Source organism: Rummeliibacillus pycnus (assembly GCF_002884495.1).
In the GTDB taxonomy this organism is placed as follows: domain Bacteria; phylum Bacillota; class Bacilli; order Bacillales_A; family Planococcaceae; genus Rummeliibacillus; species Rummeliibacillus pycnus.
This window is the reverse complement of record NZ_KZ614145.1, coordinates 326,610-353,467: the sequence shown is the minus strand read 5'-3', so window position 1 is coordinate 353,467 and position 26,858 is coordinate 326,610. Positions and strand designations below refer to the sequence as shown.

26 protein-coding genes and 1 other annotated feature are annotated in these 26,858 nt (G+C 36.1%); of the genes, 1 reads left to right on the top strand and 25 read right to left on the bottom strand.

Annotated features, from left to right (window positions below; translation table 11 throughout):
- Window positions 1-128 precede the first annotated feature (128 nt).
- From udk to cymR, 15 genes are all read right to left on the bottom strand, one after another.
- Entirely contained in the window at window positions 129-767 is a 639-nt protein-coding gene (gene udk / locus CEF14_RS01745) for a uridine kinase (RefSeq protein ID WP_102691252.1), read from the bottom strand.
- Window positions 768-2,042: a peptidase U32 family protein gene (locus CEF14_RS01740; RefSeq protein ID WP_102691251.1), complete on the bottom strand. Its 1,275-nt coding sequence runs from the start codon at window positions 2,040-2,042 to the stop codon at window positions 768-770.
- Window positions 2,043-2,057: 15 nt separating this feature from the next.
- Window positions 2,058-2,987, bottom strand: coding sequence for a peptidase U32 family protein (locus tag CEF14_RS01735; protein WP_102691250.1), 930 nt, complete (start codon window positions 2,985-2,987; stop codon window positions 2,058-2,060).
- 5 nt (window positions 2,988-2,992) lie between these two features.
- Complete coding sequence (locus CEF14_RS01730) at window positions 2,993-3,625, bottom strand: O-methyltransferase (RefSeq protein ID WP_102691249.1); 633 nt, start codon at window positions 3,623-3,625, stop codon at window positions 2,993-2,995.
- Between the two features lie 85 nt (window positions 3,626-3,710).
- Window positions 3,711-4,823 (bottom strand): endolytic transglycosylase MltG, encoded by a 1,113-nt coding sequence (mltG, locus tag CEF14_RS01725; protein WP_102691248.1) that lies wholly within the window; start codon window positions 4,821-4,823, stop codon window positions 3,711-3,713.
- A 142-nt stretch (window positions 4,824-4,965) separates the two neighbouring features.
- Complete coding sequence (locus tag CEF14_RS01720; RefSeq protein ID WP_102691247.1) at window positions 4,966-5,265, bottom strand: DUF1292 domain-containing protein; 300 nt, start codon at window positions 5,263-5,265, stop codon at window positions 4,966-4,968.
- A 33-nt stretch (window positions 5,266-5,298) separates the two neighbouring features.
- Window positions 5,299-5,589: a DUF1292 domain-containing protein gene (locus tag CEF14_RS01715; protein WP_102691246.1), complete on the bottom strand. Its 291-nt coding sequence runs from the start codon at window positions 5,587-5,589 to the stop codon at window positions 5,299-5,301.
- A 9-nt stretch (window positions 5,590-5,598) separates the two neighbouring features.
- Window positions 5,599-6,018, bottom strand: coding sequence for a Holliday junction resolvase RuvX (gene ruvX, locus CEF14_RS01710; protein ID WP_102691245.1), 420 nt, complete (start codon window positions 6,016-6,018; stop codon window positions 5,599-5,601).
- Window positions 6,018-6,287 (bottom strand): IreB family regulatory phosphoprotein, encoded by a 270-nt coding sequence (locus tag CEF14_RS01705; protein WP_102691244.1) that lies wholly within the window; start codon window positions 6,285-6,287, stop codon window positions 6,018-6,020. The genes ruvX and CEF14_RS01705 overlap by 1 nt, the downstream gene beginning before the upstream one ends.
- A gap of 74 nt (window positions 6,288-6,361) precedes the next feature.
- Window positions 6,362-9,025 carry an alanine--tRNA ligase gene (gene alaS / locus CEF14_RS01700; RefSeq protein WP_102691243.1) on the bottom strand — a complete coding sequence of 888 codons (2,664 nt, stop codon included), beginning with the start codon at window positions 9,023-9,025 and terminating at the stop codon, window positions 6,362-6,364.
- Between the two features lie 193 nt (window positions 9,026-9,218).
- Window positions 9,219-9,425 (bottom strand) — a binding site (T-box leader).
- An 80-nt stretch (window positions 9,426-9,505) separates the two neighbouring features.
- Window positions 9,506-11,974 carry an SF1B family DNA helicase RecD2 gene (recD2, locus tag CEF14_RS01695; RefSeq protein WP_102691242.1) on the bottom strand — a complete coding sequence of 823 codons (2,469 nt, stop codon included), beginning with the start codon at window positions 11,972-11,974 and terminating at the stop codon, window positions 9,506-9,508.
- Between the two features lie 19 nt (window positions 11,975-11,993).
- Window positions 11,994-12,653: a tetratricopeptide repeat protein gene (locus CEF14_RS01690; protein WP_102691241.1), complete on the bottom strand. Its 660-nt coding sequence runs from the start codon at window positions 12,651-12,653 to the stop codon at window positions 11,994-11,996.
- 14 nt (window positions 12,654-12,667) lie between these two features.
- Window positions 12,668-13,789 (bottom strand): tRNA 2-thiouridine(34) synthase MnmA, encoded by a 1,122-nt coding sequence (gene mnmA / locus CEF14_RS01685; RefSeq protein ID WP_102691240.1) that lies wholly within the window; start codon window positions 13,787-13,789, stop codon window positions 12,668-12,670.
- A gap of 19 nt (window positions 13,790-13,808) precedes the next feature.
- Window positions 13,809-14,951, bottom strand: coding sequence for a cysteine desulfurase family protein (locus tag CEF14_RS01680; protein WP_102691239.1), 1,143 nt, complete (start codon window positions 14,949-14,951; stop codon window positions 13,809-13,811).
- 14 nt (window positions 14,952-14,965) lie between these two features.
- Window positions 14,966-15,385, bottom strand: a complete 420-nt coding sequence (gene cymR / locus CEF14_RS01675) for a cysteine metabolism transcriptional regulator CymR (protein ID WP_102691238.1) — start codon at window positions 15,383-15,385, stop codon at window positions 14,966-14,968.
- Window positions 15,386-15,984: 599 nt separating this feature from the next.
- Between cymR and CEF14_RS01670 the strand changes: the two genes are divergently transcribed.
- Window positions 15,985-17,277, top strand: coding sequence for a replication-associated recombination protein A (locus tag CEF14_RS01670; RefSeq protein WP_102691237.1), 1,293 nt, complete (start codon window positions 15,985-15,987; stop codon window positions 17,275-17,277).
- Window positions 17,278-17,333: 56 nt separating this feature from the next.
- Here the strand turns inward: CEF14_RS01670 and CEF14_RS01665 are convergent, their stop codons facing one another.
- The 10 genes from CEF14_RS01665 to CEF14_RS01620 all read right to left on the bottom strand — a co-directional run bounded on the left by CEF14_RS01665 (window position 17,334) and on the right by CEF14_RS01620 (window position 26,852).
- The gene (locus tag CEF14_RS01665; RefSeq protein ID WP_102691236.1) at window positions 17,334-18,572 is read right to left on the bottom strand and encodes an ABC transporter permease; all 1,239 of its coding nucleotides are present in this window, start codon (window positions 18,570-18,572) and stop codon (window positions 17,334-17,336) included.
- On the bottom strand, window positions 18,565-19,464 hold the full coding sequence (locus CEF14_RS01660) for an ABC transporter ATP-binding protein (protein ID WP_102691235.1): 900 nt from the start codon (window positions 19,462-19,464) through the stop codon (window positions 18,565-18,567). The genes CEF14_RS01665 and CEF14_RS01660 overlap by 8 nt, the downstream gene beginning before the upstream one ends.
- Before the next feature lie 108 nt (window positions 19,465-19,572).
- Entirely contained in the window at window positions 19,573-20,106 is a 534-nt protein-coding gene (locus CEF14_RS01655; RefSeq protein ID WP_102691234.1) for a DUF2812 domain-containing protein, read from the bottom strand.
- Window positions 20,106-20,423, bottom strand: coding sequence for a PadR family transcriptional regulator (locus tag CEF14_RS01650; protein ID WP_102691233.1), 318 nt, complete (start codon window positions 20,421-20,423; stop codon window positions 20,106-20,108). Before CEF14_RS01650 ends, CEF14_RS01655 begins: the two co-directional genes overlap by 1 nt.
- Window positions 20,424-20,612: 189 nt before the next feature.
- Window positions 20,613-21,374: a tRNA threonylcarbamoyladenosine dehydratase gene (locus CEF14_RS01645; protein ID WP_102691232.1), complete on the bottom strand. Its 762-nt coding sequence runs from the start codon at window positions 21,372-21,374 to the stop codon at window positions 20,613-20,615.
- Window positions 21,375-21,644: 270 nt separating this feature from the next.
- A complete protein-coding gene (locus tag CEF14_RS01640) occupies window positions 21,645-22,490 on the bottom strand; it encodes a MurR/RpiR family transcriptional regulator (RefSeq protein ID WP_102691231.1) in 846 nt (281 codons plus the stop codon).
- 16 nt (window positions 22,491-22,506) lie between these two features.
- Complete coding sequence (locus CEF14_RS01635; RefSeq protein ID WP_102691230.1) at window positions 22,507-23,973, bottom strand: PTS transporter subunit EIIC; 1,467 nt, start codon at window positions 23,971-23,973, stop codon at window positions 22,507-22,509.
- Window positions 23,974-23,985: 12 nt separating this feature from the next.
- Window positions 23,986-24,873: an N-acetylmuramic acid 6-phosphate etherase gene (murQ, locus tag CEF14_RS01630; RefSeq protein ID WP_102691229.1), complete on the bottom strand. Its 888-nt coding sequence runs from the start codon at window positions 24,871-24,873 to the stop codon at window positions 23,986-23,988.
- The gene (locus tag CEF14_RS01625; RefSeq protein WP_102691228.1) at window positions 24,864-25,928 is read right to left on the bottom strand and encodes a DUF871 domain-containing protein; all 1,065 of its coding nucleotides are present in this window, start codon (window positions 25,926-25,928) and stop codon (window positions 24,864-24,866) included. The genes murQ and CEF14_RS01625 overlap by 10 nt, the downstream gene beginning before the upstream one ends.
- Window positions 25,929-26,135: 207 nt before the next feature.
- On the bottom strand, window positions 26,136-26,852 hold the full coding sequence (locus CEF14_RS01620) for a glucosamine-6-phosphate deaminase (protein WP_245890024.1): 717 nt from the start codon (window positions 26,850-26,852) through the stop codon (window positions 26,136-26,138).
- Window positions 26,853-26,858: the final 6 nt, after the last annotated feature.

Sequence of the window (26,858 nt, the reverse complement as noted above, 5' to 3'; positions counted from 1 at the left end):
AGTATCGCTACTTCTCTACAATAGTAAAAGTTAAACATTACCTAACTTAATAAAAATACTATGTCACAACTTCATAAAGAATGCGACATAGTTTCAAAAAGTATATTTGCTAATCAATTACCATGATATTACACAATACTATCAGTTTCAAGGATTGTTTTTATTTTTGTAACCATCAAATCAATAGCTACTTCATTTTGTCCACCTTCAGGAATAATAATATCAGCATAGCGTTTTGTTGGTTCTATAAATTGATTATGCATTGGTCGGACAACGGATAGATATTGCTCAATAACAGAATCCATTGAGCGTCCTCGTTCATTAATATCCCTTAAAATACGACGAATAATACGTAAATCAGCATCAGTATCGACAAATAATTTTATGTCCATTAAATCACGAAGACGTGGATCACTTAATACAAGAATTCCTTCAAGAATAATTACATCTTGTGGATCTATATGAATTGTTTCTTTTGAACGTGTATGAAGTGCATAGTCATAGACAGGTTTTTCAATCGGTTGACGATTAAGTAAATGCTTAACATCTTCAATTAGTAAATCTGTATCAAATGCATCTGGATGATCGTAGTTTGTTTCTAAACGTTGTTCAAACTCCAAATGACTTTGATCTTTATAATAGTAATCTTGTTCGATTACGACTACTGAATGGTCTTTAAAAACATCATGGATGGCATGGGTAACGCTTGTTTTACCTGAACCAGAACCTCCAGCAATACCAATCACAACTGGACGTTTATTTCCCAATTATCGCATCTCCTTGCGCATCATATTATGCGGATATAGTTTTTGTTCACATTTGAAGCGAACAATTTGTAATGGGTGTCGTGCAGCATCTAGTGAAACTCCATCTTCATCCCACACTTCGTCAATAATAACTGTAAAGTTTTCAATTTCAGGACCGAAGAATTCTACTTCATCACCCGGTTTGAAGTAATTACGTTGTTGTAATGTCACCATCTTACTATCTTCGTCGTATTCTAATACCATACCAACGAAGTCATATGTTGTTTGCTTACCATGAATACCAAACATTTGTTGTTCGTATCCTGGTTGTCCTTCGAAGTATGAAGAGGCTGTTTCACGGTTAGCACATTTATCTAGTTCTTCTAGCCACTCACGTTTTATCTTGAAGTTGTCTGGATCAGCACAATAAGCATCAATTACTTTTCGATAAACGCTAACAACTGTTGCGATATAGTGAATGGATTTCATACGTCCTTCAACCTTTAATGAATCGATACCTAATTCGATAATTTTTGGAATTGATTCGATTAATTTCAAGTCTTTTGGACTCATCGCAAAGGCATCATCATCTGCATCGAATAATGGTTTTTCTTCCTCATCTTCTACTGCATATAAATCATAATCCCAACGACATGATTGACAGCAACCACCACGGTTCGAATCACGAGCTGTCATGTGGTTAGATAGCACACAACGTCCAGAATAAGCAATACACATTGCGCCATGAACAAATGACTCAATTTCAATATCAACTTTTTCTTTCATTAATTTGATTTCTTCAGCACCTGTTTCACGAGCAAGCACAACACGTTGTAAACCTTCTTCTTTCCAATATTGGACAGCTTTCCAGTTAGAAAGAGATTGTTGTGTACTTAAGTGAATTTCAAGTTTAGGTGCTACTTGTTTACAGGTTTCAATAATCAATGGATCAGCTACTATAATCCCTGCTGCACCTGCATTCTCAAGAGCACATAAATACTCTTCAAGTCCATCCATGTTTTCATTATGAGCAAAGATATTTGTTGTTACATATATTCTTGCTCCGTATTTTTTAGCAAATTCTACACCTTCATGAATTTCTTCAATGGAGAAGTTCCCTGCATTGGAACGAAGGCCAAACTCTTGTCCACCAATAAATACAGCATCAGCTCCATAATGCACCGCAATTTTCAATTTTTCTAAGTTTCCTGCTGGTGCTAATAGCTCCGGTTTTTTGATGATGACCCTCTTTCCATCGCGAATTTCACTAATATGATCATTTTGTAATAATGTCATGTGGTCTCCTCCTTTCTAGTAAACCGTTTCTTTGAAGAAGAAGCCAGTATCGAGTGGTCGAAGTTCTGGTTGAATCTCTTCAATCTTCGCTAATAATTCTTCTTTAAGATCAAAATAAGCATCTGGTGAATCTGCATATGCATCAATTGCTTTGCGATAACATTCAGTAACTGTCACAACATAATCTTCAGCTTGTAAAACGCCTTCAATTTTGAAAGCATCGATTTCAGCTTCGAATAATTCATCTAATTCGTCAATAATGCACATATCATTTGGACTATAGATATGTGTACCATTTAAATCTTCATAAATTGGATATCTGCTATTACGTTCTTTATCATATAAGAACATATTACGTGCCTCTTTACGATTTTCTACTTCCATTGCTTTTCCTTCATACATGAAGTAATGTCCGAGCAGTGGACGCTTCGATTGGAACATACAAGTCATACCATGTACTTGCACTTGGATTTCCACTTCAGCATTTTCTTTAATCTCAACAATTTCTTCCATGCTTAGTTCACGTGCAAGTACAGCACGAGTAGCTCCACGTTTACCCCAGTAATTTGCTTGGAACCAGTTAGTTGCAATTGTTTCTGGATTCCAATGTAATGGGATCTCTATTCCAGCCTCACGTTTTGCGATAATGACTGCAGGGTCGCCAAAGACAATTGCATCGACGCCAATTTCCGCTAATTTTCGCATATATGGAGCAAGGCCATCAACACGGTCGTTATGATAAATTGAATTCATTGCTACATATACTTTTTTCCCTGCATCATGTATCAATTTTGTAGCTTCTGTTACTTGTTCAATTGTGAATTCTCCTGCTAGACGCAAACCAAACTGTTGCTCACCAATTAAAAAAGCATCTGCTCCTGCTTGGATAAGTGCTTTAATGTGTTCAACAGATTGTGGTGTCACAAGTAATTCAGGTTTCTTCATACTGGTCACCTCTTAATACAAATCAATAAACCATCACCAACAGGAAAGAATGTAGATTGATATTCAGGGTTTGCAATGATCCATTCTGCAAATTGGTGTAGGTTTCTTATCATCGTTCTTTTTCGTTTCGGTACATCCCGCATATCTAGGTTTGAAAGACCGTGCATATACATATTATCGATATATAAAATACCGCCTTTTTTAACTAGTGGGCTATATTTTTCAAAAAACTTTTTATACTGTCCCTTAGCTGCATCGATAAAAACAGCATCAAAAGATGGATACTTACTTTCTACATCCACTTCTAACGCGTCTCCTTCAAGTAACACAATATTATCTTTTACAGCAGATCTAGCAAGAAATTGCTTTGCTTGTTCAATTCGTGTTTGATCACGTTCGACTGTTACAATCATGGATTGTGGCAGTGTTTCTGCCATTCGAATTGCTGAATAACCTATTGCACTACCAATTTCTAAAATTGCTTTAGGTTTTTGTATGCGAAGCATTTGAAGTAAAATTTCAATCGCTGGTAATTGCATGATAGGAACATAGTTTTCTTCTGCAAACTGTTCCATCTCCATTAGCAATGCAGATCGTGGTTGGATGAAGGATTTTGTATATGCATCCGAAATAGCCATACAACACTCACCTCTATATTCAAAAATACACTTTATCTTATCATGAAAATAGAAGAAAAGCGAGAGTCGCCCTTCTTCTACTCATTTACTTAATATGTTCTTCCACTTTCTTCAAGTGCTCATCATATGTTTTGGAGAAATGATTGATTCCCTTTTTGTCTGCTACAAAGTATAGATAATCGGTTTCAGCAGGATTAATCGTCGCTTCTAATGACTCTTTACCGGCATTAGAAATAGGACCTGGTGGTAATCCTGTATTTTTATAAGTGTTGTAAGGATTGTTCACTTCTAAATCTTTATATAAAACACGAGATTTATGTTCGCCAAGGGCATATAAAACAGTTGGGTCAGTTTGTAAGGGCATTTTCTTATCTATTCGGTTAAAGAATACACTTGCAATCGTTTCACGATCTGTTTTTGCAGTTGCTTCACGTTCTAGTAAAGATGCAAACGTTAAGAATTTATGCACTGACATGTGTTTTTCTTTCAATTGTGCTGAATAGGATGTCACGACTTCATCTGTTTGCGCTACCATTTGTTCAGCTATTTGTTCAAGTTTAGGTTTTTGTTCGAAGAATGGATATGTGGAAGGATATAAATAACCTTCTAGAGCATAGCGAATTTTTTTGTTATCTACAGCTTTTGTCACTGTGTTAGGATATTTTTTCTTCATATCATTTATAAACGCTTTACTTGTCACTAAATCCATAAAATCTTTTTTAGAGTAATTTGTACTTTTTGCTACACGATCAGCAATCTGATCAAGTGTTAACCCCTCAGGTATTGTTATGGTAAACACTGGTTGACGATAGACTTTACCTGTTTTGAGACTTCGGATAATTTCATCAATCGTCATAGCCTGGCTTAACTCATATGTACCCGCTTGAAATGCTGACTCATTTTTGAATTTGGTGTAGTATTTAAACACCTTTGCATTTTTAATAATCCCTTTATTTTCTAAAGTTTGTGCAATTGTATCAATTGAAGATCCAATTGGCAATTCTACTTTTATCGATTGGTTTGCTTCTTTATTAACAGGTTTTAATGCACTAGAAACGTAAAAATACATACTAATACCTAGAATTAGTGCAAGTGCTACTATAACACTAGATATGATTAATACGATTTTCCGCACGATTCGCTTTTCTGCTTGTCGTTCTTTTAATTTATTTATTTGATTTGTCGAATTCGTACCCACTACTTGTCCTCCTTTAACAAGAGTATACTTCGCTTATTTTATTTTTTCCAGCTACGGACACAAACTTTTAGAGCGCGCCCACGCTTTCAAATAAAAAAAGCGGAATGCAAAAAACTCATTCCGCTTTGGCGACTTGTATCAATTACTCTTCGCCGAATTCAGCATCAAGAGTGTTTAATACTTCTTCGACCATATCCCATTCTTCATCTGTTTCGATTGGAACAAGTTCTCCGCCTTCACCATCTTCAGCTGGTACAATTGCAGATGCGAAAATTTCTACTTCTTCGCCAGCTTCTGCGCCTTCTTTATAGTATAGAACATATGATTTTCCGAAGTCTTCAGAATCGAAAGTATAAAGAACAGCATATACTTGTTCGTTTCCATTTTCATCTACTGCAATAATATGTTCATGATTATGTTCGTGATCGTGTTCATGTGCCATTACTAGGTCACCTCTTCAATTTATTTACGTTACTTACTTTGCTTCAATATCTTCATCAAGTTCTTCAATGACTGATTCGATAAAATCCCACTCTTCTTCTGTTTCAATTGGGGATAATTCGCCATCAGTACCATCTTCAGAAGGCACGAATGATGAAGCAAAGATTTCAACCACACCATCTTCGTCTTCAGAGCCAACTACAGAGTAAAGTACATATGATTTACCGAACTCTTCGGAATCAAATGTATGTAGTACTTCACAAAGTTGTTCATTTCCTTCATCATCCACGATTGTGATGTGACGTTGTTCAAATTCTTCTTCCATTTTTTCACCTCAAAATTGTTTTCGATCCAAAAATCCTTGAAGGATCATAACCGCTGCCATTTTATCAATGACTTTTTTACGATTTTTGCGTCGAACATCTGCTTCAATAAGCAGACGTTCAGCAGCCATCGTTGTTAATCGTTCATCCCAAAGTGTTACAGGCATAGAAAATGTATCCTCTAAAAGCTTTGCATATGCCTTGGATGCTTCACCTCTAGGACCAATTGTATTATTCATGTTTTTAGGAAATCCGACAACGAATTCCGTTACTCCATATTGTTGGACGAGTTCACGAATTCTTTCGATACCAAATTCTTCGTTCTCCTCATCGATTTTCACAGTTTCAATACCTTGGGCAGTCCAACCAAGTGCGTCACTAACTGCTACTCCAACTGTTTTGGAGCCAACATCTAAACCCATTATTCTCATCATTTTGCCTCGTTATTCTTCTTGATATAAAACTTCACAAGTTCCTCTAAAATTTCGTCACGTTCAAGCTTACGAATTTTGTTACGAGCCTCCTGATGACGTGGGATATAAGCAGGATCCCCTGATAATAGGTAACCAACGATTTGGTTAATTGGATTATACCCTTTTTCTTCTAGTGCTGCATGAACATGAAGCATGGTTTCTCTTACTTCTTGTTCCATAGATTCTTCTGGGAAATTAAATTTCATCGTTTGATCAAACTTACTCATGCTCAGCACCTCACTTTAAAGTTGTTGTAATTATTAATCTGTTCTCTGATAGTATACCTGATTCTTACTACCTTTTAAATAGATTTTACATAATTATACACAGAATCCAAAGCTTCTACCAATTTAGAGCCATCTTTTGCTCCAGCCATAGCCATATCAGGGCGACCGCCACCTTTACCGCCACAAAGTTCAGCTACATGTTTAACGATATTACCTGCATGATAGTTTCCACCAGCTATATCTTTTGTCACACCTGCACAAATCATTACTTTATCTCCAGCAGTTGCTCCTAGAACGATAATACTATTATCCATTTTTTCTTTTAAATCGTCCATTAATTGGCGTAGTTGGTTGTTGTCTTTTGCTTCTACTTTAGTAGCAAGAACAGTCACTTCACCAATTTGTTGCGCTGCTGAAAGAATGTTAGAAGCCTGAGCTCCAGCAATTTTAGCTGAAAGTGACGCATTTTCACGTTGTAATTCTTTTAAATCATGTTGTAACCCTTCAACACGTGCAACTAAATCTTTTGGATTTGATTTAAGTAGACTAGCTGTTTGTTCTAGAATACGTTGTTCTTCTTTTGCTGCAAGGTATGCTGCTTGACCAGTAACAGCCTCAATACGACGTGTACCAGCACCGATACCACCTTCAGAAACAATTTTAAAGAAACCAATTTCAGAAGAGCGTTTTACATGGATCCCACCGCAAAGTTCAATAGAGTAATCTGATACTTGTACGACGCGTACTACATCACCATATTTTTCACCGAATAATGCCATAGCGCCCATTGCTTTTGCGTCTGCAATCGGCATTTCTTCGATGACAACTGGAATGTCTTCCCAAATTTTCTCATTGACAATACGTTCGATTGTTTCTAACTCTTCTTTTGTTACAGCTCCAAAGTGAGAAAAGTCAAAACGCAAACGGTCTGGTCCTACATATGAACCAGCTTGGTTAACATGATCTCCAAGTGTATCTTTTAATGCACGTTGTAAAAGGTGAGTTGCTGTATGGTTTTTCACTGTTAAATTCCGTTCAGCTCTATCTACTTTTGCAAGCACCTCATCTTCAATATTCATTTCGCCAGATTCGATGATAACTGTGTGTAGTGGTTGACCATTCGGCGCCTTTTGTACATCTTTTACATTAGCGGTAAATGCATCATTAGAAATTGTACCATGATCTGCAATTTGACCACCCATTTCTGCGTAGAATGGCGTTTCTGCTAAAATGACTAAAACTTCATCACCTTCTGAAGCAGTTTTAGCTTCTTGACCATTTACTACCATAGCAACAACAGTTGTGTGGGATTCTAATGATTCATAACCAACAAATTTACTTTCTTGAGTTAAGTTAGCAAGTACTTCTGATTGTACATGCATAGAGTCAACATCTTGGCGTGCATTACGAGCACGTTCACGTTGTGCTTCCATTTCAGCATTGAATCCTTCTTCATCTACTGTCATGCCAACTTCTTCCGCATATTCTTCAGTAAGTTCCACTGGGAAACCATAAGTATCATATAAACGGAATGCATCTGCTCCTGGAATGACTGCTTCACCTTTTGCTTTTTGTGCTTCTACCACTTCGTTAAAAATCGCTAATCCATCATGAAGTGTTTCATGGAAACGTACTTCTTCATTTTTGATCACTCGTGCGATAAATTCTGCTTTTTCTTTTACTTCTGGATAGAAGTCTACCATAATGTTACCAACTGTTGGTACTAGTTCGAACATAAATGGTTTTTCAATACCAATTTGTTTTGCATAACGTACTGCACGACGTAATAAGCGACGTAGTACATATCCACGACCTTCATTTGATGGAAGTGCACCATCACCAATAGCAAATGCTACTGTACGAATATGGTCTGCAATTACTTTAAATGGTGTGTTGATATCTTCATCACTACCAAAAATTTCACTTAAATCAATTTCACCAGGGCGTTTGTATTTTCGGTTTGCAAATTCTTCGATTTTTTCAATGATTGGCATGAATAAATCAGTATCAAAGTTAGTTGGAACATCTTGTACAACAGATGCCATACGTTCTAGTCCCATACCTGTATCAATGTTTTGTTTTGGCAATGGCGTATATGTGCCGTCTGGGTTATGGTTAAATTGTGAGAACACAAGGTTCCAAATTTCAAGATAACGTTCATTTTCACCACCTGGATATAGTTCAGGGTCTTTTGGATCGTTACCATATTTTTCACCACGATCGTAGAAAATTTCAGAGTTTGGACCACTTGGACCTTCACCAATATCCCAGAAGTTACCTTCAAGACGAATCAAGCGTTCTTCTGGAACACCAATTTCATCTTTCCAAATATCGTATGCTTCTTGGTCTTCAGGATGAATTGTTATTGACAATTTTTCTCCATCAAAGCCCATCCATTTAGAATCAGTTAAAAATTCCCAAGCATAGTGAATAGCTTCTCTCTTGAAGTAATCACCAATTGAGAAGTTCCCAAGCATTTCAAAAAATGTATGATGGCGAGCTGTTTTACCAACATTCTCAATATCGTTTGTACGAATTGCTTTTTGAGCATTTGTAATACGTGGATTTTCAGGAATTACTGAACCATCAAAGTATTTTTTTAATGTTGCGACACCAGAGTTAATCCAAAGTAATGATGCATCATTAATTGGTACAAGTGGCATACTCGGTTCTTGTTTATGATTTTTTTCTTCGAAGAATTCAATGAATTTGCGACGAATTTCTGCAGATGTTTGCATGAATAGTTCCTCCTTTAATACAATGGTGTATTTAGCAATACTGTTGCTCTTTTATCCGTTTCGCTACAGGCAGACGCTTTCTTCTGGCTCGCTTTCCCGTAGGAGTCGCCGCCTTTCACTTATTTGAGGTACATTGAGAAAGCAACAATAGCATTTAATAACCAAATACAATAAAAAAACCCTCATCCTCTGTAACAGGGACGAAGGCTAATTTTCGCGGTACCACCCTAATTATAATAGTTTTCACTATTATCTCTTAATTGACCTTAACGCGGTAAACGGTAGTTTTTGACTACACTCAGGACGAGCTTTTCCAAATTGGTAGGTGAAGGTTCTCACAGCCACGGAACCTCTTTCTGTACACTTCCCAAAAAGTACTTTTTTCCATCATCGTTTTTAATTATAGGGTTTCTACATTTGCCGAAAACGAGTTGTCTCCGACTTTACTCATACATATTTTAAAAAATACGAGTCATTCTGTCAATTCTCATACTCCATAAAGTCATATGGGCTAATGCCTTTCATACCAATCATCGGATGAATGAAATTGACATTATCAACTGTTAGCTTTGCAGGCTCAGTGTCATTTATTCCTTCTATATCTTCTGATAATGAATCCTCTGATTCAGATTTTAAAGAAGTATCTTCAATATTTTCTTCTTTGACTTTATCTTCTGGTTGAATAGTGTTTAAGCGATCAGCAAGAGATGTATGTCTTTCTAGATCATCCGTTCTTTGAAAGCCATAAATAAATGTATCTGGTTCTCCACAGAGAATAAGGAAATTCTTTGCTCGAGTAATACCTGTATAAAGAAGATTTTTCCTTAGCATTTTGGAATAGCCTCGAACAATCGGCATGATGACCATAGGAAACTCACTACCCTGGGATTTATGAATTGAACAACAATAAGCAAGCGTTAGTTGATTTAAATCTCCCTTTTGATAGGTTACTTCAATACCATCAAAAGATACGACAAGTAAATCTGTTTTTTCTATGGTTTCCTTTGCTTTAATAATTGAAATAACTTCACCCATATCCCCATTAAATACATTATTATTGGGCTGGTTTACAAGCTGTAGTACTTTATCTCCAATACGGTAAGTTGTATCCCCAAATGCAATTTCTTTTGTCTTTTCACTTTTTTTTGGATTAATTAGCTCTTGTAACATTTTGTTCATTGCATCAATACCAGCATTGCCTCTATACATAGGTGCCAATACTTGCACATCATGAATTGAAAACCCTTTTTTGATCGCGCTTTTGACCACTTGACCAACAACATCGGCAATTTGCTCTTGTCCTGCACGGATAAAAGAACGATCACTTGTTTTAACAGTCAGATCTTGAGGGATTTCACCTTGCTTCATCTGATGGGCCAATTCAATAATAGAAGATCCTTCAGATTGGCGATAAACGTCCTTTAATTCCACTGTGGGAATCGCTTTGGATGCAAGTAAATCTTTTAATACTTGACCTGGTCCTACTGGTGGTAGTTGATCTTGATCTCCCACAAATATTACTTGGCAATCCTCATTCAAAGCCTTTAATAATTGATTGGCAAGCCAAGTATCAACCATAGACATTTCATCAACAATAATCAGACGTCCTGCTACTTCACGTTCTGATTCTTCATCTTTTTCTTGACCTGTAAATCCTAACAAACGGTGAATTGTCATCGCAGGAAGCTCTGTCGATTCACTTAGTCGTTTAGCAGCTCGACCTGTTGGCGCTACTAAGACAATTGGAAAATCTTCATCTTTAGCCGCATATTCTTTTGGATTTAGTGATAATCCATGCAATTCTGCGTATACATCCACAATCCCACGAACAACAGTTGTTTTCCCAGTACCAGGACCACCCGTTAAAATCATTACTGCTGAATTAATGGCGGTTTCAATTGCTTTTATTTGAGTTTCTGCGTATGAAACACCAAAACGTTCCTCAGCATCACCTATTCGTTTACGGATTTCTGATGATGGGAATGCTGAATGCTCTTTGTTTTTTTGAACAAGCTCCGTAATTTTAGTTGCGATCCCTATTTCTGAATAGTAGAGAGAAGGCATATAAATTCTTGTCTCTTCTCCACAAACTTTCCCTTCTTCCCCCAACTCAATAATACATTTTGAAATATCATCATAGTCGATTGTACAACGCTGGCTAGATTCTAATAGTCTTTTAGCTTGTGGAATGATTTCTTCTGCATCAAGATATGCATGGCCTTCTGATAATGCAGCCACATTTAATAAATGTAAAATAGACGCCTTTATACGATTGGGGTGATTACCTGTTATATGTAATCTTGCACCAAGTTCATCAGCACGCTGAAAACCGATTCCTTCAATATCTTCAATCAAACAATATGGATTCTTCTGTAATACTTGGAGTGTTTCACCTTCGTAGGTTTGATAGATTCGAACTGCAATTTGGGCACCAAATCCCCATTCATTTAGTTGAATCATAATACGATCTAATCCAAGGTTTTGTTCTAATACAGATCGGAGAGTTTGCTTTTTTTCTTCTGTCAATCGGGGAATTTCATCTAAAGCATTTGGATTTTCTATGATTACTTTAATCGCATTCGGCCCTAGCTTTTCCACAATGGTCTCGGCCGTACGATGACCAATACCCGGAAACAAATCACTCGATAAATATTGAACGACCCCAGTTTCAGTTGCTGGGATCTCTTTTTCAAAAGTAGCAGCTTGAAACTGTAGGCCGTATTTAGGATGTTGCTTTAGTTGACCTGTATAACGATAAAGGGCATCTTCAGCAACTGCTGGAAAATAACCTGTTACAATTATTTCCTTTTCTTTGTAATTTGTATTCGTTTCTTGAATCTTCAATTTGACAATTGAAAACAAATTTTGTGCATTATGAAAAATAGTGACGACAGGTCGACCGACAATAAAAAGCTGTTCGTCTGTAAATAAAGATAAATTTTCAGTCAACACTGTCACCTTCTTTTAATTAGTTCTTTTTCATCGCAAGCATGTCATAGATATAACGTGCTTGTTCAAATTCAGGTTGTAATGTAAATGCTTGTTTTAAATGATACATCGCATCATCAATTCGCTCAGTTGAAACTGCATAAAGCACCCCTAGATTATAATGGGCATCCGCATTGTTCCAATCTTTATCAATGACAAATTGGAATTCTTTTTCAGCTGGTTCAAATAATTCTAATGTACAAAGCATAATGCCATAAGCTAATCGAATTTGCAAATCTTCAGGAGCAAGCTCAGCTGCACGTTGCATATATGGCAAACCTAGTTTTGGTTGATTTTCATGTTCAAAACTTTTGCCTAGCATATAGTAGGCATCTGCTCCTTCAATTCCATTGCGAATTGAACGTTCGTAAAGCTTTGCTGCTTCCATATAACGCTCAGAATTATAATATAAATTTGCTAAACCATAATAGGCAGTCGCTGCATTTTCATCTAATGTTAATGCCTTTTGAAAGAAACGTTCTGCTCGCTCGATATCATCCATTGAAGCAAGTAAATTACCAAAATTAATATAACCTACTGGATCATTAGGATTTTCTTCAATTGCTTGTGTAAATGCTTTTGCAGCATCCTCGTATCTTTTTTCTTGAATGGCTTTTACGCCTTCTTCATTAAAATCCACTTTCTTCACCTCTATTACCCAACATATGTTAGTTTTTCGCCATTTTTAAATACTTCATCAATGGTTGCGCCACCTAGACATTCGTCTCCATTATATAAAACGACAGATTGCCCTGGTGTAATCGCACGTGTTGGTTCACTAAAGGTTACATGCCATTTATCTTCACCGACAATTTCAACTTCTACTGGAACGTCTTTTTGTCGATAACGGAATTTTGCAGTTGCATTAAATTTCTTTGGCATTTCGCGATTTGTTGTAAAACTTGTTTTCACTGCCGTTAAACTTGTAGAGAAAAGTTTATCATTATAGAAGTTCTGCCCAACTAATAAGACATTTCTTTCTAAATCTTTCCCTAATACAAACCAAGGATCACCATCTCCACCAATACCCAAACCATGACGTTGTCCAATTGTGTAATACATTAATCCATCATGTTTGCCCATTACTTTACCATCAAAAGTTTCCATATTACCTGGTTGTGCAGGTAAGTATTGACTTAGGAATTGTTTAAAATTACGTTCCCCGATAAAGCAAATACCAGTAGAGTCCTTTTTCTTAGCAGTTGCTAAACCTGCTTCTTCTGCAATTTCACGAACTCGTGGTTTTTCTAGTTCTCCAATTGGGAACATTACTTTCGATAGTTGTTCTTGAGATAATTGGTTTAAGAAATACGTTTGGTCTTTGTTTTGATCGACACCACGCAACATTCTTGTTTCACCATCACGCACCTCTACTCGTGCATAGTGACCTGTTGCAACATAATCAGCACCAAGTTTCAATGCATGTTCTAGAAATGCTTTGAATTTGATTTCCTTATTACACATAACATCAGGGTTTGGTGTACGACCTGCTTTATATTCTTCTAAAAAGTAAGTAAATACTTTATCCCAATATTGTTTTTCAAAGTTTACCGCATAGTAAGGAATGCCAATTTGGTTACAAACTTTAATAACATCTTCATAGTCTTCTGTAGCCGTACAAACACCGTTTTCATCTGTATCATCCCAGTTTTTCATGAAGATACCAATTACGTCGTAGCCTTGTTTTTTTAGTAAATAAGCCGTTACAGAAGAATCGACTCCTCCAGACATTCCGACAACAACACGTGTTTGTGAGGGGTCTTTTGTTGCGTTCATATTGTTCACCTTATTTCTGTTATTTCACTAAACGTTTTACAATTTCAATTGTTTGATCTGCAGCTGTTAGGATATCCTCCAATGTTAAGCCATAGCCAAAGCTAAAACGTATCGAGTTGCGTAGCTCATCTGCATCTTTTCCATACATAGCAACAAGTACATGGGAAGGATCAATCGAACCAGCTGTACATGCAGAACCACTCGAAGCAGCGATTCCAGCTATATCTAAATTGACTAAGAATGATTCAACTTCCATTCCTTTAAAACTAATATTTAAAACATGTGGCAAATAATGAACTTCATCACCATTTATATGATAAGTAATTTCTGCTTGATCTAACGCATTTAAGAATGTTTTACGGAAAAGAATGAATTGCTCTTGTTTTTCTTCAAAGCTTTCTTGTGCAATTTTCGTTGCTTCAGCAAAACCAACAACTGCTGGTACATTTTCAGTACCTGCGCGACGTTTACGTTCTTGTTCCCCACCATGTATAATTGGTAGGATTTTTGTGTGATCACGTTGGTAAAGGAAACCTAAACCCTTTGGTCCATTCAATTTATGTGATGACACAGAAAGTAAGTCTACTTGAAGCTCATCCACATTGATCTTTTGAATTCCAAATGCTTGAACAGCATCCGTATGGAAACTTGCTGGGTGCTCTTTTAATAAAGTACCAATTTCTTTAATCGGTTGTATGGTACCAACTTCATTGTTACCATACATGATGGTTACTAGAATGGTATCATCGCGAAGTGCATTTTTTAAATCCTCCAGTGAAATCATACCTTTGTCATTAACAGGTAGATAAGTGACTTCAAAGCCTTCTTTTTCTAATCGTTGACAAGTATGAAGTACTGCATGGTGCTCGATTTGTGTGGTAATAATATGGCGACCTTCATTGCGTCGAGCATAGGCTGTACCTGTAATTGCTAGGTTATCAGCTTCACTACCACCACTTGTTAGAATGATTTCGTGCTCTTTTGCTCCAATAGCTTTTGCTAATACAGATCTCGCTTCGTCCAAATATTTTCGAGCATAGCGACCGATGCTATGAATACTTGATGGATTACCAAAAACATCCCCCATTACTTCAGTCATTTTCTCAATTACAGCTGGATGCATGGGAGAAGTTGCAGCATGGTCCAGATATATTTCTTTCATGATAAGATCTCCTTTTAAATGTAAAACATATAGCCATCATCATTTTGTTCTTCAGTATAACTAGCTAAATCGTCAAGCGTTGTAGTTTCAAGGACATCTTTTACTGCATCACGTACGCGAAGCCAAAGTTCACGTTGTGGTGGAGCCTCTTCTTCGATACCTTCTACAGGTTGGATTGGTCCTTCCAATACTTTAATAACGTCTGCTGAAGAGATTAAATGTGGTGGTTTTGATAGCATATAGCCACCATAAGCGCCTCTAACGCTTTTGACAAGTCCTGAGTTTCGAAGTGGTGATACTAATTGTTCTAGGTATGCTTCTGATAAATTATTTTCTGATGCAATTTGTCTAAGCGGAATTGGCCCTTGTCCATATTCTTTGGCCAATTCAATCATTATAGTTAGGCCATAACGCCCTTTTGTTGAAATTTTCATATATACACCTCTAAAATAAGCTATTTGTCTAGCTTAAAGTATAGCATATTTCCTTTCATTCTACTCGGGAATGATTTAGTATTATTGTTACGAGTTATCGAAAAATGTTTGATAACGTAGAAAGAATTACAATAATAAACTGTGGTTTGGCATCTACTGAATCCGTTCCGTTGCATCCAAATTCACTTTTTTAAAATTTAGTGAAAATCTTATTTTGCCTGAAGTGGAATTAGCTCCACTTTCCGTGGGCGAACTGACAAGCCTCTTCAGGGCAACAGGATGTTGGTCACGGAGTTGTTGCCACAGGACGTGGCGTTCTTAGACTCCGTTCCTTAATCGTTCCTGTGGGGTCTCGTCTAGTCCGTTTTCCCACAGGAGTCTACGCTAATTCCACTTCAATTAAGATGGCAATACAAAATTTTCATCATAAAAATCTAGCTTTTTTTACTTTTTCAGTATCCTTTGATTGCGTGGGGGCTTGATTTTAAAAATCGCCACCTTTCGAACCACATAGTTACATAAAAATAAACTATTTTATATAACAGATTATAGAAAGACGCTAAATATATTTATAATATTCTCAAGAAAGAGGTGTTCACATGCCAAACGAACCACTTGCATTTCGTATGCGACCACGTAACCTTGATGAAGTCGTTGGTCACCAAGAAATAATCGGCCAAAATACCACTTTATATAAAATGATCAAAAATGGTCATGTGCCATCCATTTTACTTTATGGGGAACCAGGTATCGGTAAAACATCTATTGCATTTGCGATTGCCGGTTCTTCTAAGTTACCTTTTTTCGCTTTGAACGCGACTCGAGCAGGTAAAAAGGACGTGGAGGATGTTGTGAATGAAGCAAAACTCTCTGGACAAGTCCTCTTATTTTTAGATGAAATCCACCGTTTCAACAAATTACAACAAGATACTTTACTGCCCCATGTTGAAAATGGTTCGATTGTGTTAATTGGTGCTACAACTGAAAATCCATTTCATGATGTAAACCCTGCGATTCGCTCACGATGTGGTGAGATTAAACAGCTTAAAAGATTGACAGATGAAGATATTAACACGCTCATCCTACGTGCTTTAGAAGACAAAGAACGTGGACTAGGTCGATATAAAATCCGTATGACAGATGATCAACGGGCATTAATTGTCCAAGTCGCACATGGGGATGCAAGAAAAGCATTAACTCTTTTAGAATCTGTCTACTATTCTTCTGATGAAGAGAATGATGAAACGATTGTACAAGATTCCATTGTCAAAAATCTAGCAGAACGTATCGGGGTCTATGGCGATAAAAAAGGAAGTCACTTTTATAATTTGCTATCAGCCTTACAAAAATCTGTTCGAGGTAGTGATGTCAATGCTGCTATTTACTATTTGGCAAACTGCTTAGAAAATGGGGATTTAGTCGCCGTTAGCCGTCGCTTATTGGTGATGAGCTTTGAAGATGTAGGATTAGCTGCACCAGAAGTTGGCTCACATGTACTTGCTGCTGTGCAATCGGCAGAGAGACTAGGAATGCCAGAAGCACGTATTCCTCTAGCTCATGCAGTAATTGAAATGTGCCTAGCTGAAAAGTCAAACTCAGCAATTACTGCAATCGATGCTGCAACCGCAGCTATTCATGCTGGTAAAACGGGAGAGATTCCTATGCATTTACGCGATGCACATTATGCAGGTGCTAAAACACTCGGTGTAGAGGGGTACAAATACCCACATAACACACCAATTGGAACATTTGGAGGCTGGGTAGATCAGCAATATTTACCAGACGAACTTAAAGGAACAGAATTCTATCATCCTGTGATTGCAGGACAAGAAAAACGAATGGCAGGAATATATGATCATTTGAATCGTTTAAAAAAGAATAGAAAAAAATAGCCTACCGACATTTGTCAGTAGGCATGATTTATTGATCAAGAGACAACAAACTCCTATTAAGTAGTAACCTTTAACACTGTTTTAATTTTCTGTATTATCCCGCCTGAACTATATGTTAGTACACTTCGTTTATAGAACGATAACGTAACAAAGAACGCTAACACAACCGTTACGACTAGTGCAATCAGTGCAATTAGAGGTTCAAATGATGATAAATCTGTTGCACCCATTCTAAGTGGCATGACCATTACTGTTGTAAATGGGATGAATGAAAATACTTTGATTAATAATGTATCAGGACTATATAAACCTGACATTAAGACATAGAAACCTGCCACTCCTATAAGCATAACTGGCATCATCGCTTGCCCTGCTTCTTCCACTTTCGATACGAGTGAACCGAATAGTGCGCCCATCACTAAGAACAAGAAAATAGATAGCAATAAATAGGCTAGTGTATAAAAGACATAGCTCATCGATAAATGTTCCACAATATCTGTTACACGATGCCATTTTGAACCACCATCAAGCGTTAAAAACAACACAATTTGCACAGCTAACAGAATACCAATTTGAGTTAAAGCTAATAAATAGGTCCCTGTTAATTTTGCTAAAAAATGTGTTGATGGTTTAACACTTGCTAGCAATACCTCTAATACCCGAGATCCCTTCTCAGAAGCTACATCTGTCGTAATCATTGATAAAAACGACATAACAAGTGAATAAACTAATGAACCCACTAAAATAGAAGCACCAATTCCTGCTGCTTTTTCATCTTCACTCTTCCCGTCTTTCGTTTGTTCGTTTAAATTTTTCATATTAATAGGTGTTTGTGACTCAACAATTTGAGCTGCCTGTTCTGCAGATAAATTTAATTGTTGGACTGCATATATTTTTCCAGCGTATTGGATTAAGGATGAAAGTTTTGTTTGATCATTGAATTCAAGAGGTTTATATGTAGCAATGTCCGCTCCTAATTTTCCATTTGTTTCTTTCAGAACAACAACCGCATCTAGTTTTTCATCCTTTACTTTTTGTTCGATCTTTTTCTGATTATCAGTTGGAAATGAAAACTTCATATCACGATCTGATTGGAAAACCTCTTTAAAATCTTGTTTTGTATCATTGATCAAAGCAATCTTGAGTGGCTCTTCAGAGAAAAACGCTGCTTTAATATCCGACCAAAACATTACGACACTAATAATTGCTACATAAAGCACAATTGAAAATATAAATGATTTTGTTTTAATCTTCTGCTTATAGAGTTGTGTTGCTAATATCCAGAATTTAGACATGCTCTCCACCTACCAAATCTTTGAAGATTTCATCTAATGATAAATAATCCATGCTAAATTTCTCCATATATTTTCCTTTTCCAAGTATCTCATAAAGCTTTTCACCAAAAGATTCATCTTCTAATAATAAGGTGTAGCCATCCTTCGTTTTCTTAACACTTTTTACTCCTGGTAGCTCGTTCAATTGGGATTCGTTTAATTCAGTCCGAATACTTAATTTGATCTTTCCGTATTGTTCCTTTAAATCTATCAAACTACCTGTAAATAGAGAGACGCCTCTTTTTAATATACATAGATGATCACATAGTTCCTCTACGTTATCCATTTGATGACTTGAAAATAATATGGTTGTTCCTTTTTCTCGTAGATACAAAATCGCCTGCATTAATAATGATCGATTGACAGGATCAAGACCACTAAATGGTTCATCTAGTATTAGAAATTCTGGTTGATGAATAAAACTTGCGATGAGTTGAACTTTTTGCTGATTCCCTTTTGATAAGGTTTCTGCCTTTGATTTCCGCTTATCTTCCAAATCAAACCGCTTAATCCAATAGTCTACTTCATTCTTTAAATCTTTTTTCGTCCATCCTCGCAGAACGCCGAAGAAATATAATTGATCTTCAACTGTCATAGAATGGAAAATCCCCCTCTCCTCAGGTAAATAACCAAGCACGTCTCGATTTACATGATGCATAGACTCTCCATTCCACGAGATATCACCTTCTGTTGACTCCTGCAAATCAAGAATCATTCGGAATGTTGTGGTTTTACCAGCTCCATTTTGGCCAATAAGACCAAATATTTCTCCTTTTTCAATCGTAAAAGATAACTGATTAACTGCTGTGAAATCATGAAACCTTTTTGTTACTTGATCAATCACTAATGCCATAATTCTACTCCTTTTGCGCGAAATTTCTGAACATAATACATATACGTTTCAAACTTCCAAATGTATTCATTTCTAATAAATATTATTCATCAATAAACCTCAACATTGTTAATCGTAAAAAACTCCCTGTTCCTTTTGTAAAGCATTCATCTTATAAAATGTTTTTACTAATGGGGACAATAAAAGAATCACAACAAGTAAACTTAATAACCCCGTCCAACCATTTAAATTTTTTAAAGATTCACCTTTGGATGTAAGGAAAATAGAAATATTTGATATTGCACAAATTAAATTATAAATAAACAAAGACAAATAGAGTAAAATGATTCGATTATAATAGAAAATTTTAGATGTATGATCTGAATACAATTCAAATGGGCCATCTGCAGACTTCTTTCGAACATACGCCCATTTATAATATTTACAAACAATCTCAACACCTGTAGAAGCCAAAAACTCTAAATATTCCTCTCGCTCCTTTGGTAAGAACACAACACGATATATGAATTCTCCTGGCTCTCCTTCATCATATAGATAATAAAATGGAAGTGCTCTCTTTAAATGCAATCCATTCAGACTTTGAGTATTAATCCAGCGTTCTTCTCTTTCATAATCGATAAACGTTCGAAAAAATCGTTTCATTACAAATCCCCCCGATTAAGTATATGTTGTCCATTTATATAAAGCTCTTTTAACCGCGCTACTTCCCATTCGACTATTTCTTTTCCTAAATCTGTAATGATATATTCTTTCTTTCTACCATCCTCTTCATAGGCTTGAATCCATTTTTTCTTTACCAATGATTTGATTGCCCCATAAATAGTCCCCGCACCAAGTTTGACACGTCCATTACTCATTTCTTCTGCAAATTGCATAATGCCATATCCATGTCTAGGTTCATAAAGTGCCAATAAAATATAGTAAACTCCTTCAGTCAATGGAGCATGTTCTTGTGACATCAAAGCACCTCCCATATCAACAACTGATATATCGACTGTCGATATAAACAATATATCAGCTAACGATATAACAAGTCAACCATTAATGGAAATAAAATCTAATTATACATTAACCTACAAACATATTTATAGGATAAAAAAAGCTGTACTCACACATTTATTGTGTAAATACAGCTTTTTTCGCTAATATTAACCTTGTACTCGATTAATCTTAATATCCTTCAATAGATCACGCACTACCCAGCTTGCAGCAATTAAACCTGCTGTAGATGGAGCAAAAGCATTTGATGATGGTGGCATTTTGGCTTTTCGAATAGCAGCATCTGGATTTCCCACTGTTTCTGCAACATCTGGACGAATAACAATTGGGCTTTCGTCAGAGAAGATAACAGGAATTCCCTTTTTGATCCCTTGCTTTCGAAGTTTTAATCGAATGACTTTTGCAAGTGGATCTGTATGTGTTTTAGAGATATCCGCAATTTTGAAACGAGTTGGATCCATTTTGTTTGCTGCACCCATACTAGAAATGATTTTAATATTACGTTTTAAGCATTCTTTCATAATATGAATTTTATACATGACTGTATCAGATGCATCGATTACATAGTCTGGTTCATAACTAAAGAATTTTTCATAAGTTTCTTCTGTGTAGAACATGTGCAAATCGATCACTTCACATTCTGGATTAATATCTGCTATACGTTCTTTCATAACTGCTGATTTTGATTTGCCAATTGTAGATATATAAGCAACTAGTTGACGGTTAATATTCGTAATATCGACATCATCTTTATCAACTAAAATAATGCGTCCAACGCCACTTCTTGCACAAGCTTCCGCTGCAAAAGATCCAACACCACCAACACCTAATATAGCGACTGTTGCATTCTTTAATTTATCTAAACCTTCTTGTCCTATTGCAAGTTCATTTCTTGAAAATTGATGTAACATGAAAACCCTCTCCATCTATTAAAATTTCATTACTTTAGTAAACCAAGTTAATTACTTAGAAAATTCCCTAAACAATTGTTAATTATAACACGAATTACTTATTGGTAAAAAAAATATTAAAAAATTGGTTATGGCTTTTCTACTGCTAGGTCAAACATTCTGTGATCACTAAATAAGCCGATGCAACCTATCTATGTAGGATTGCATCGGCTAGCTATTTTATTCAGTATTTTTATAAAAGAATTCGAACTCAATTTGTATTTCTTATTATTAAAAATAATCTCTGACCATTCGATGTGAAGTGGACAGTTTTTTAAGATTTTCATCATAATCTAATGACACATATGTGTAATATAAAATATTTAAAGCATAGAGTTGAGCGATAAGAGATAAAGTTGCCGCACTTCGAATTGTCTGATTCTCTTCACTTGAATCATGAAGAAGTGTTATCGAACTAAAATTAGCTAAAGTACTACTTGAATCATGTGTCATAACAATTCTTTCAATATTTAATTCTTTTGCAATCTTCGCTAGCCTAATACTCTCTTGTTTCTTACCTGAATTTGAGATTAATACTAACACTGACTTTTCAGGTTGTACTGATAGTGCGGAGGTGATTAAATGATGGTCTAGAGAATGGATGACCATTTTACCAACTCGTATAAATTTTTGCTTCATATCCTCTGCTACTACATTTGATGCACCCATCCCATATATCAATAATCGATCTGCTTTTTTTAATAATTGTGCTGCTTTTTTGATCGAATCATCGGCAAGTTTTTGATTAGTTTGTGCAATGGTATGTTGAATTCGAATAGATAACTTATCTTTTATTTGTTTTGTAGAATCACTTGGATCAATCTCTTGATATAATTTTTTATCCATCACTGATTCTGCAGACAATTTTAATTTAAATGACGTAAATCCTTCACTATTGACAGATTGGCAAAATCGAACAACAGTTGCTGGACTTACTCCTGCTCTTAATGCCAATTCTTCTGTACTCATTTCAATAACTCCAGTTGGGTTTTCTAAAATAAATGTTCCAACTTTACGTTCAGCTACTGATAAGCTCTCTAGTCTTTTTTGAATTGAAAATAATAAATGGTTTTTCAATAGTCTATTCCTGGAACTATTCTACACTTTCATTTTCTTGGACAGCATCTTTTGGTACGCCGAAGAAATAAGTTGCAACAAAACCACCAATGTACGCTGAAAGTAATCCCAAAATATAACCAAGGATATGACCATTTGCGATTAGTGGAATTAATGAAACACCACTTGGTCCTATTGCAATGGAACCTATACCTCCAATTCCAGCGATCACCGCACCACCAATTCCTCCACCAATACAAGCTGTGATGAATGGACGCCCTAATGGAAGTGTTACCCCATAAATTAGCGGTTCACCAATTCCAAGAATACCTACCGGGAGTGCACCTTTAATAAGGTTTGTAATTTTTTTGTTTTTCCGGCATTTTACCCATAATGCGATAGCAGCTCCTACTTGCCCTGCTCCAGCCATCGCTAATACTGGTAATAACAATGTCACACCTGAACTATTAATCATCTCAATATGGAGTGGGGTTAGTATTTGATGTAATCCAAACATAACCAATGGAAGGAAAGTTGCTCCAAGTACAAAACCTGAAAATGCTCCGCCCACATCTAAAATCCAATTAACTGTTCCTACCAAACTTGCTGAGATAACGCCTGCAATAGGCATAACGATAAAGATTGTGATTAGTCCTACTATTAACAATGTAATCGTAGGTGTTACAATAATATCCACTGCATCCGGTACAAATTTACGCACTTTTCTTTCAACAATCGATAAGATCCATACAGCGAAAATAACGCCTAAAATACCACCCTGCCCAGCTGCTAAAGCAGAACCATTGAAGATATTGGTTAACGGAGCATCAGGATTCATACCAGTTAATAAAGTTGTAGCACCTATGACTCCCCCTAATCCAGGTGTTGCGCCAAACTCATTTGCACTATTAATCCCAACGTAAATTACTAAATATGCGAATACACCATTTTTGATAATATTTAGTATCGTAATCATTTGTGTCCAACTATCACCTATTTGTCCTGCAACAAGCATATTAGATAAAATTGCCGCTATACCGCCTAATAAACCAGCACCTACAAATGCAGGAATCAACGGTACGAAAATATTTGAAATGGACTTTAGTATTCTCTTGAATTTTGTACTTTTTTGTTTGGACTTATAAGTTGCCTTCACTTCCGCAGCCTTTGCTTCGACTCGTTGTCGATCTGTCAAATGGTCTTCATCATTTAATGTACTGAACTTTTCTAGAAATGGCTCTCCCAACTTTACTCCCGCCATCCCTACCATTTCATGTGCTACCCTACATACTGTGCCCGGTCCTACTACTACTTGCAATGTTTCATCATCTACGATTCCTAATACACCTTGAATATTTTTTAAACCCTCTAGTTTAACTTTTGTTGCATCTCTAATACTCATGCGTACACGAGTCATGCAATGGATAATTTTAGAGACATTTCCCATTCCACCGACTTGTTCAAAAATTTCTCTTGCGATCCGTTGTTCTTTTGATTCGGCCATATCCAATCCCCCTTAAAGTGTTTTTCGCACAAATCCTTTAGCTTGTTTCAAACGTTCTTTTGCTTCTTTCTTTCCTAAATTTGTTAACAGCATGACTATTGCCAACTTCACGTCCAGATTTGCGTTTTCAAAACTCTTACTTGCTTCTTCATACGAACAATCCGTAGCTTGCATGATAATACGTTTCGAACGTTCTACTAGTTTTTCATTTGTTGGTTGGACATCGACCATTAAGTTTTTATATACCTTTCCAATACCAATCATGGAAACGGTTGACAGCATATTCAATATCAATTTTTGTGCCGTTCCGGATTTTAATCTTGTAGAACCCGTTAAAACTTCTGGTCCCACCTCTACTTCAATTGGAAATGTAGCGTATGTACTAATGATTGAATTTTTATTGCACGCAATACTTGCAGTTGTAGCTCCTGCATTATTTGCATATCTTAGACCGCCAACTACATATGGGGTACGTCCGCTTGCTGCAATACCAATCACGATGTCTTTTGAATTCAAATGTAAATTTCGAAGATCTCGTTCAGCTAACTCTTTAGAATCCTCTGCCCCCTCTACAGCAACTGTCATAGCAGACATACCCCCTGCGATTAATCCCACAACTTTTTCAGGGGCTATTCCAAATGTTGGAACACACTCTACAGCATCTAAAATACCTAGTCGACCACTCGTTCCTGCCCCTAGGTAAATAAGTCGACCATCCTTTTGGAAGGATGAAATAATCGCAGTAACTACTTTTTTAATCTGTGGAATTTCTTTCTCTATACTTTTTGGAACTGTTTGATCTTCAATGTTCATTAACATCAATATTTCATCAATAGTCATTTCATCTAGATGCATCGTTTTTTGGTTTCTCTTCTCGGTCGTTAACTTATCTAAATCCACCCATTCAACTCCTTAATCATTATTTTCTGACCTGGACCTATCAATGGTAATAATTCAAAATCTTCTTTCCGAATACCACCAATTACGTTTACTCTTGGATCACTAGGAAGATCATTTTTTGTAATTTGAATTTCCCCCATGTAGCGACCATAGTTAAAATTATCGATGGTAATGGAGCCTTTTTCACGCGCAATAATATTTTGCGGTTGAATCGTTCCAGTTACTAAAGATCGTGCCTCCTCTAAGCGAACAACATCTCTTGCAACATCGCATCGATTATGAAAATTATTAGTGATGTAGTTTGGTGCATGATCTAACATAGTTCCAAATAATAAGATCGTTTTCTCCTTCAAAAATGCTTGAAACTGTTTCATCGTTTCTTTGCTTAGTCGTGGATCACCGATAAAAACTTTGTCGGTTGACGTGTCAGTTAGTAATTCGATTGCTGAGCTTAAAGAATGATGACCTCTGTGTTTTTCAAGAGTAGGTAAGCCACTGTATACAGGACCACGAATTAGTCTATCCCCAGGAACAAACGCCATTGTGGTAAAACCCCACGTTTTTAACATACTATTTTTTTCTTCTAAAAATTGCTTACTTAAACCCGTTTCGTTTCTTGGGTAATAGTTGTGCCAAGCTTCCATGTTTTCAAAGTTTGCATGATTCGCTTTTAGTACTTCAACATGATGAGGCATAATTGTACTTGCATTTAGTGCAACAAATAGTTCATGAGACAACTGGGCTATTTCCTTCATCGAAAACCCATAGTCAAAACGAATTCCTGTAATCCCTATTTGCTTAATTTCATTAGAATTTTTTAGAGACAACCCTATTGTTTCAAGCGCTGACGGAGAAATATCTACCGTAAGTCTTATATCCGATTTTTTACATACTTCCCCTAATGCAATTAATTGCTTTTTATATAGAGATGTATCATATTCTGGTATATGTAATGATGTAAACACTTCTTCAAATCCGAAATCCTTCATTTTACAAATATAATTGTAATCGCTTTCTTTTAAGTCTTCGTTTAAATAGATTGAAAAGCCAAACAACTGAATCCCTCACTTATTCGAAGTTTCTACCCTCTAATGATTAACGCTTTTATTACATTTAATATGAAATAACATTTCAACATATGAATACTTATTTACACGGTGTATGAAATGATTTTTCATGAAACTATGAAATAAGACTAGTGCGATGTTCATTTATAAAAAAAGAAGGCTCTCAATAAATATCAAGAGTCTTCCAATCTCATCTTAGTCATCATGATTTGTATTTTTGAAGCCTAAATCTGTTAAAACTATAACATTACCATGTTTTTTTAATACGGTAACAGGTATCATTTCTGTTATTTCACCATGCAGTAATGCTTGAATTGCGGGTCTTTTCTTAGCACCTACTGCAATAAGCAGAATTTGTTTTGCTCTCATTATAGATGCGATTCCCATTGTGATGGCTTTTCTCGGTACGTCATCAATTGTGTGAAAGAATCTCGCATTCGCTTTTCTTGTGGAATTTGTTAAGGTTACAACATGTGTTTCACTTGTAAATGATGTTCCAGGTTCGTTAAATCCTATATGACCATTTTCCCCTACACCTAATAATTGAAGATCAATTTCTAATGATTTTAAAGTTGTTTCATAGCGCTTTGCTTCTTCTTCAGGATTTGCCGTTTCTCCATTTGGTAGATAGGTTATTCCAAATGGCTTTGTATTAAATAAGTGTTTTCTCATAAAAGAAAAATAGCTTTGTGGATGACTTTTAGGTAACCCTACATACTCATCTAGATTTACGCTATTGCAATGTGAAAAATCTAAAGCACTATTGCGAATGTATTTATACAAAGGGATCATGGTTCCACCTGTAGCTAAACCAAAATTCTTTGCCCCCGTATTTTGTTGTTCTTTCAAAATGGAAAAGGCTTTTTCATAGAGCTGATCAATGTTTTGAATTGATAGTAGTTGAATAGTCATCTTACA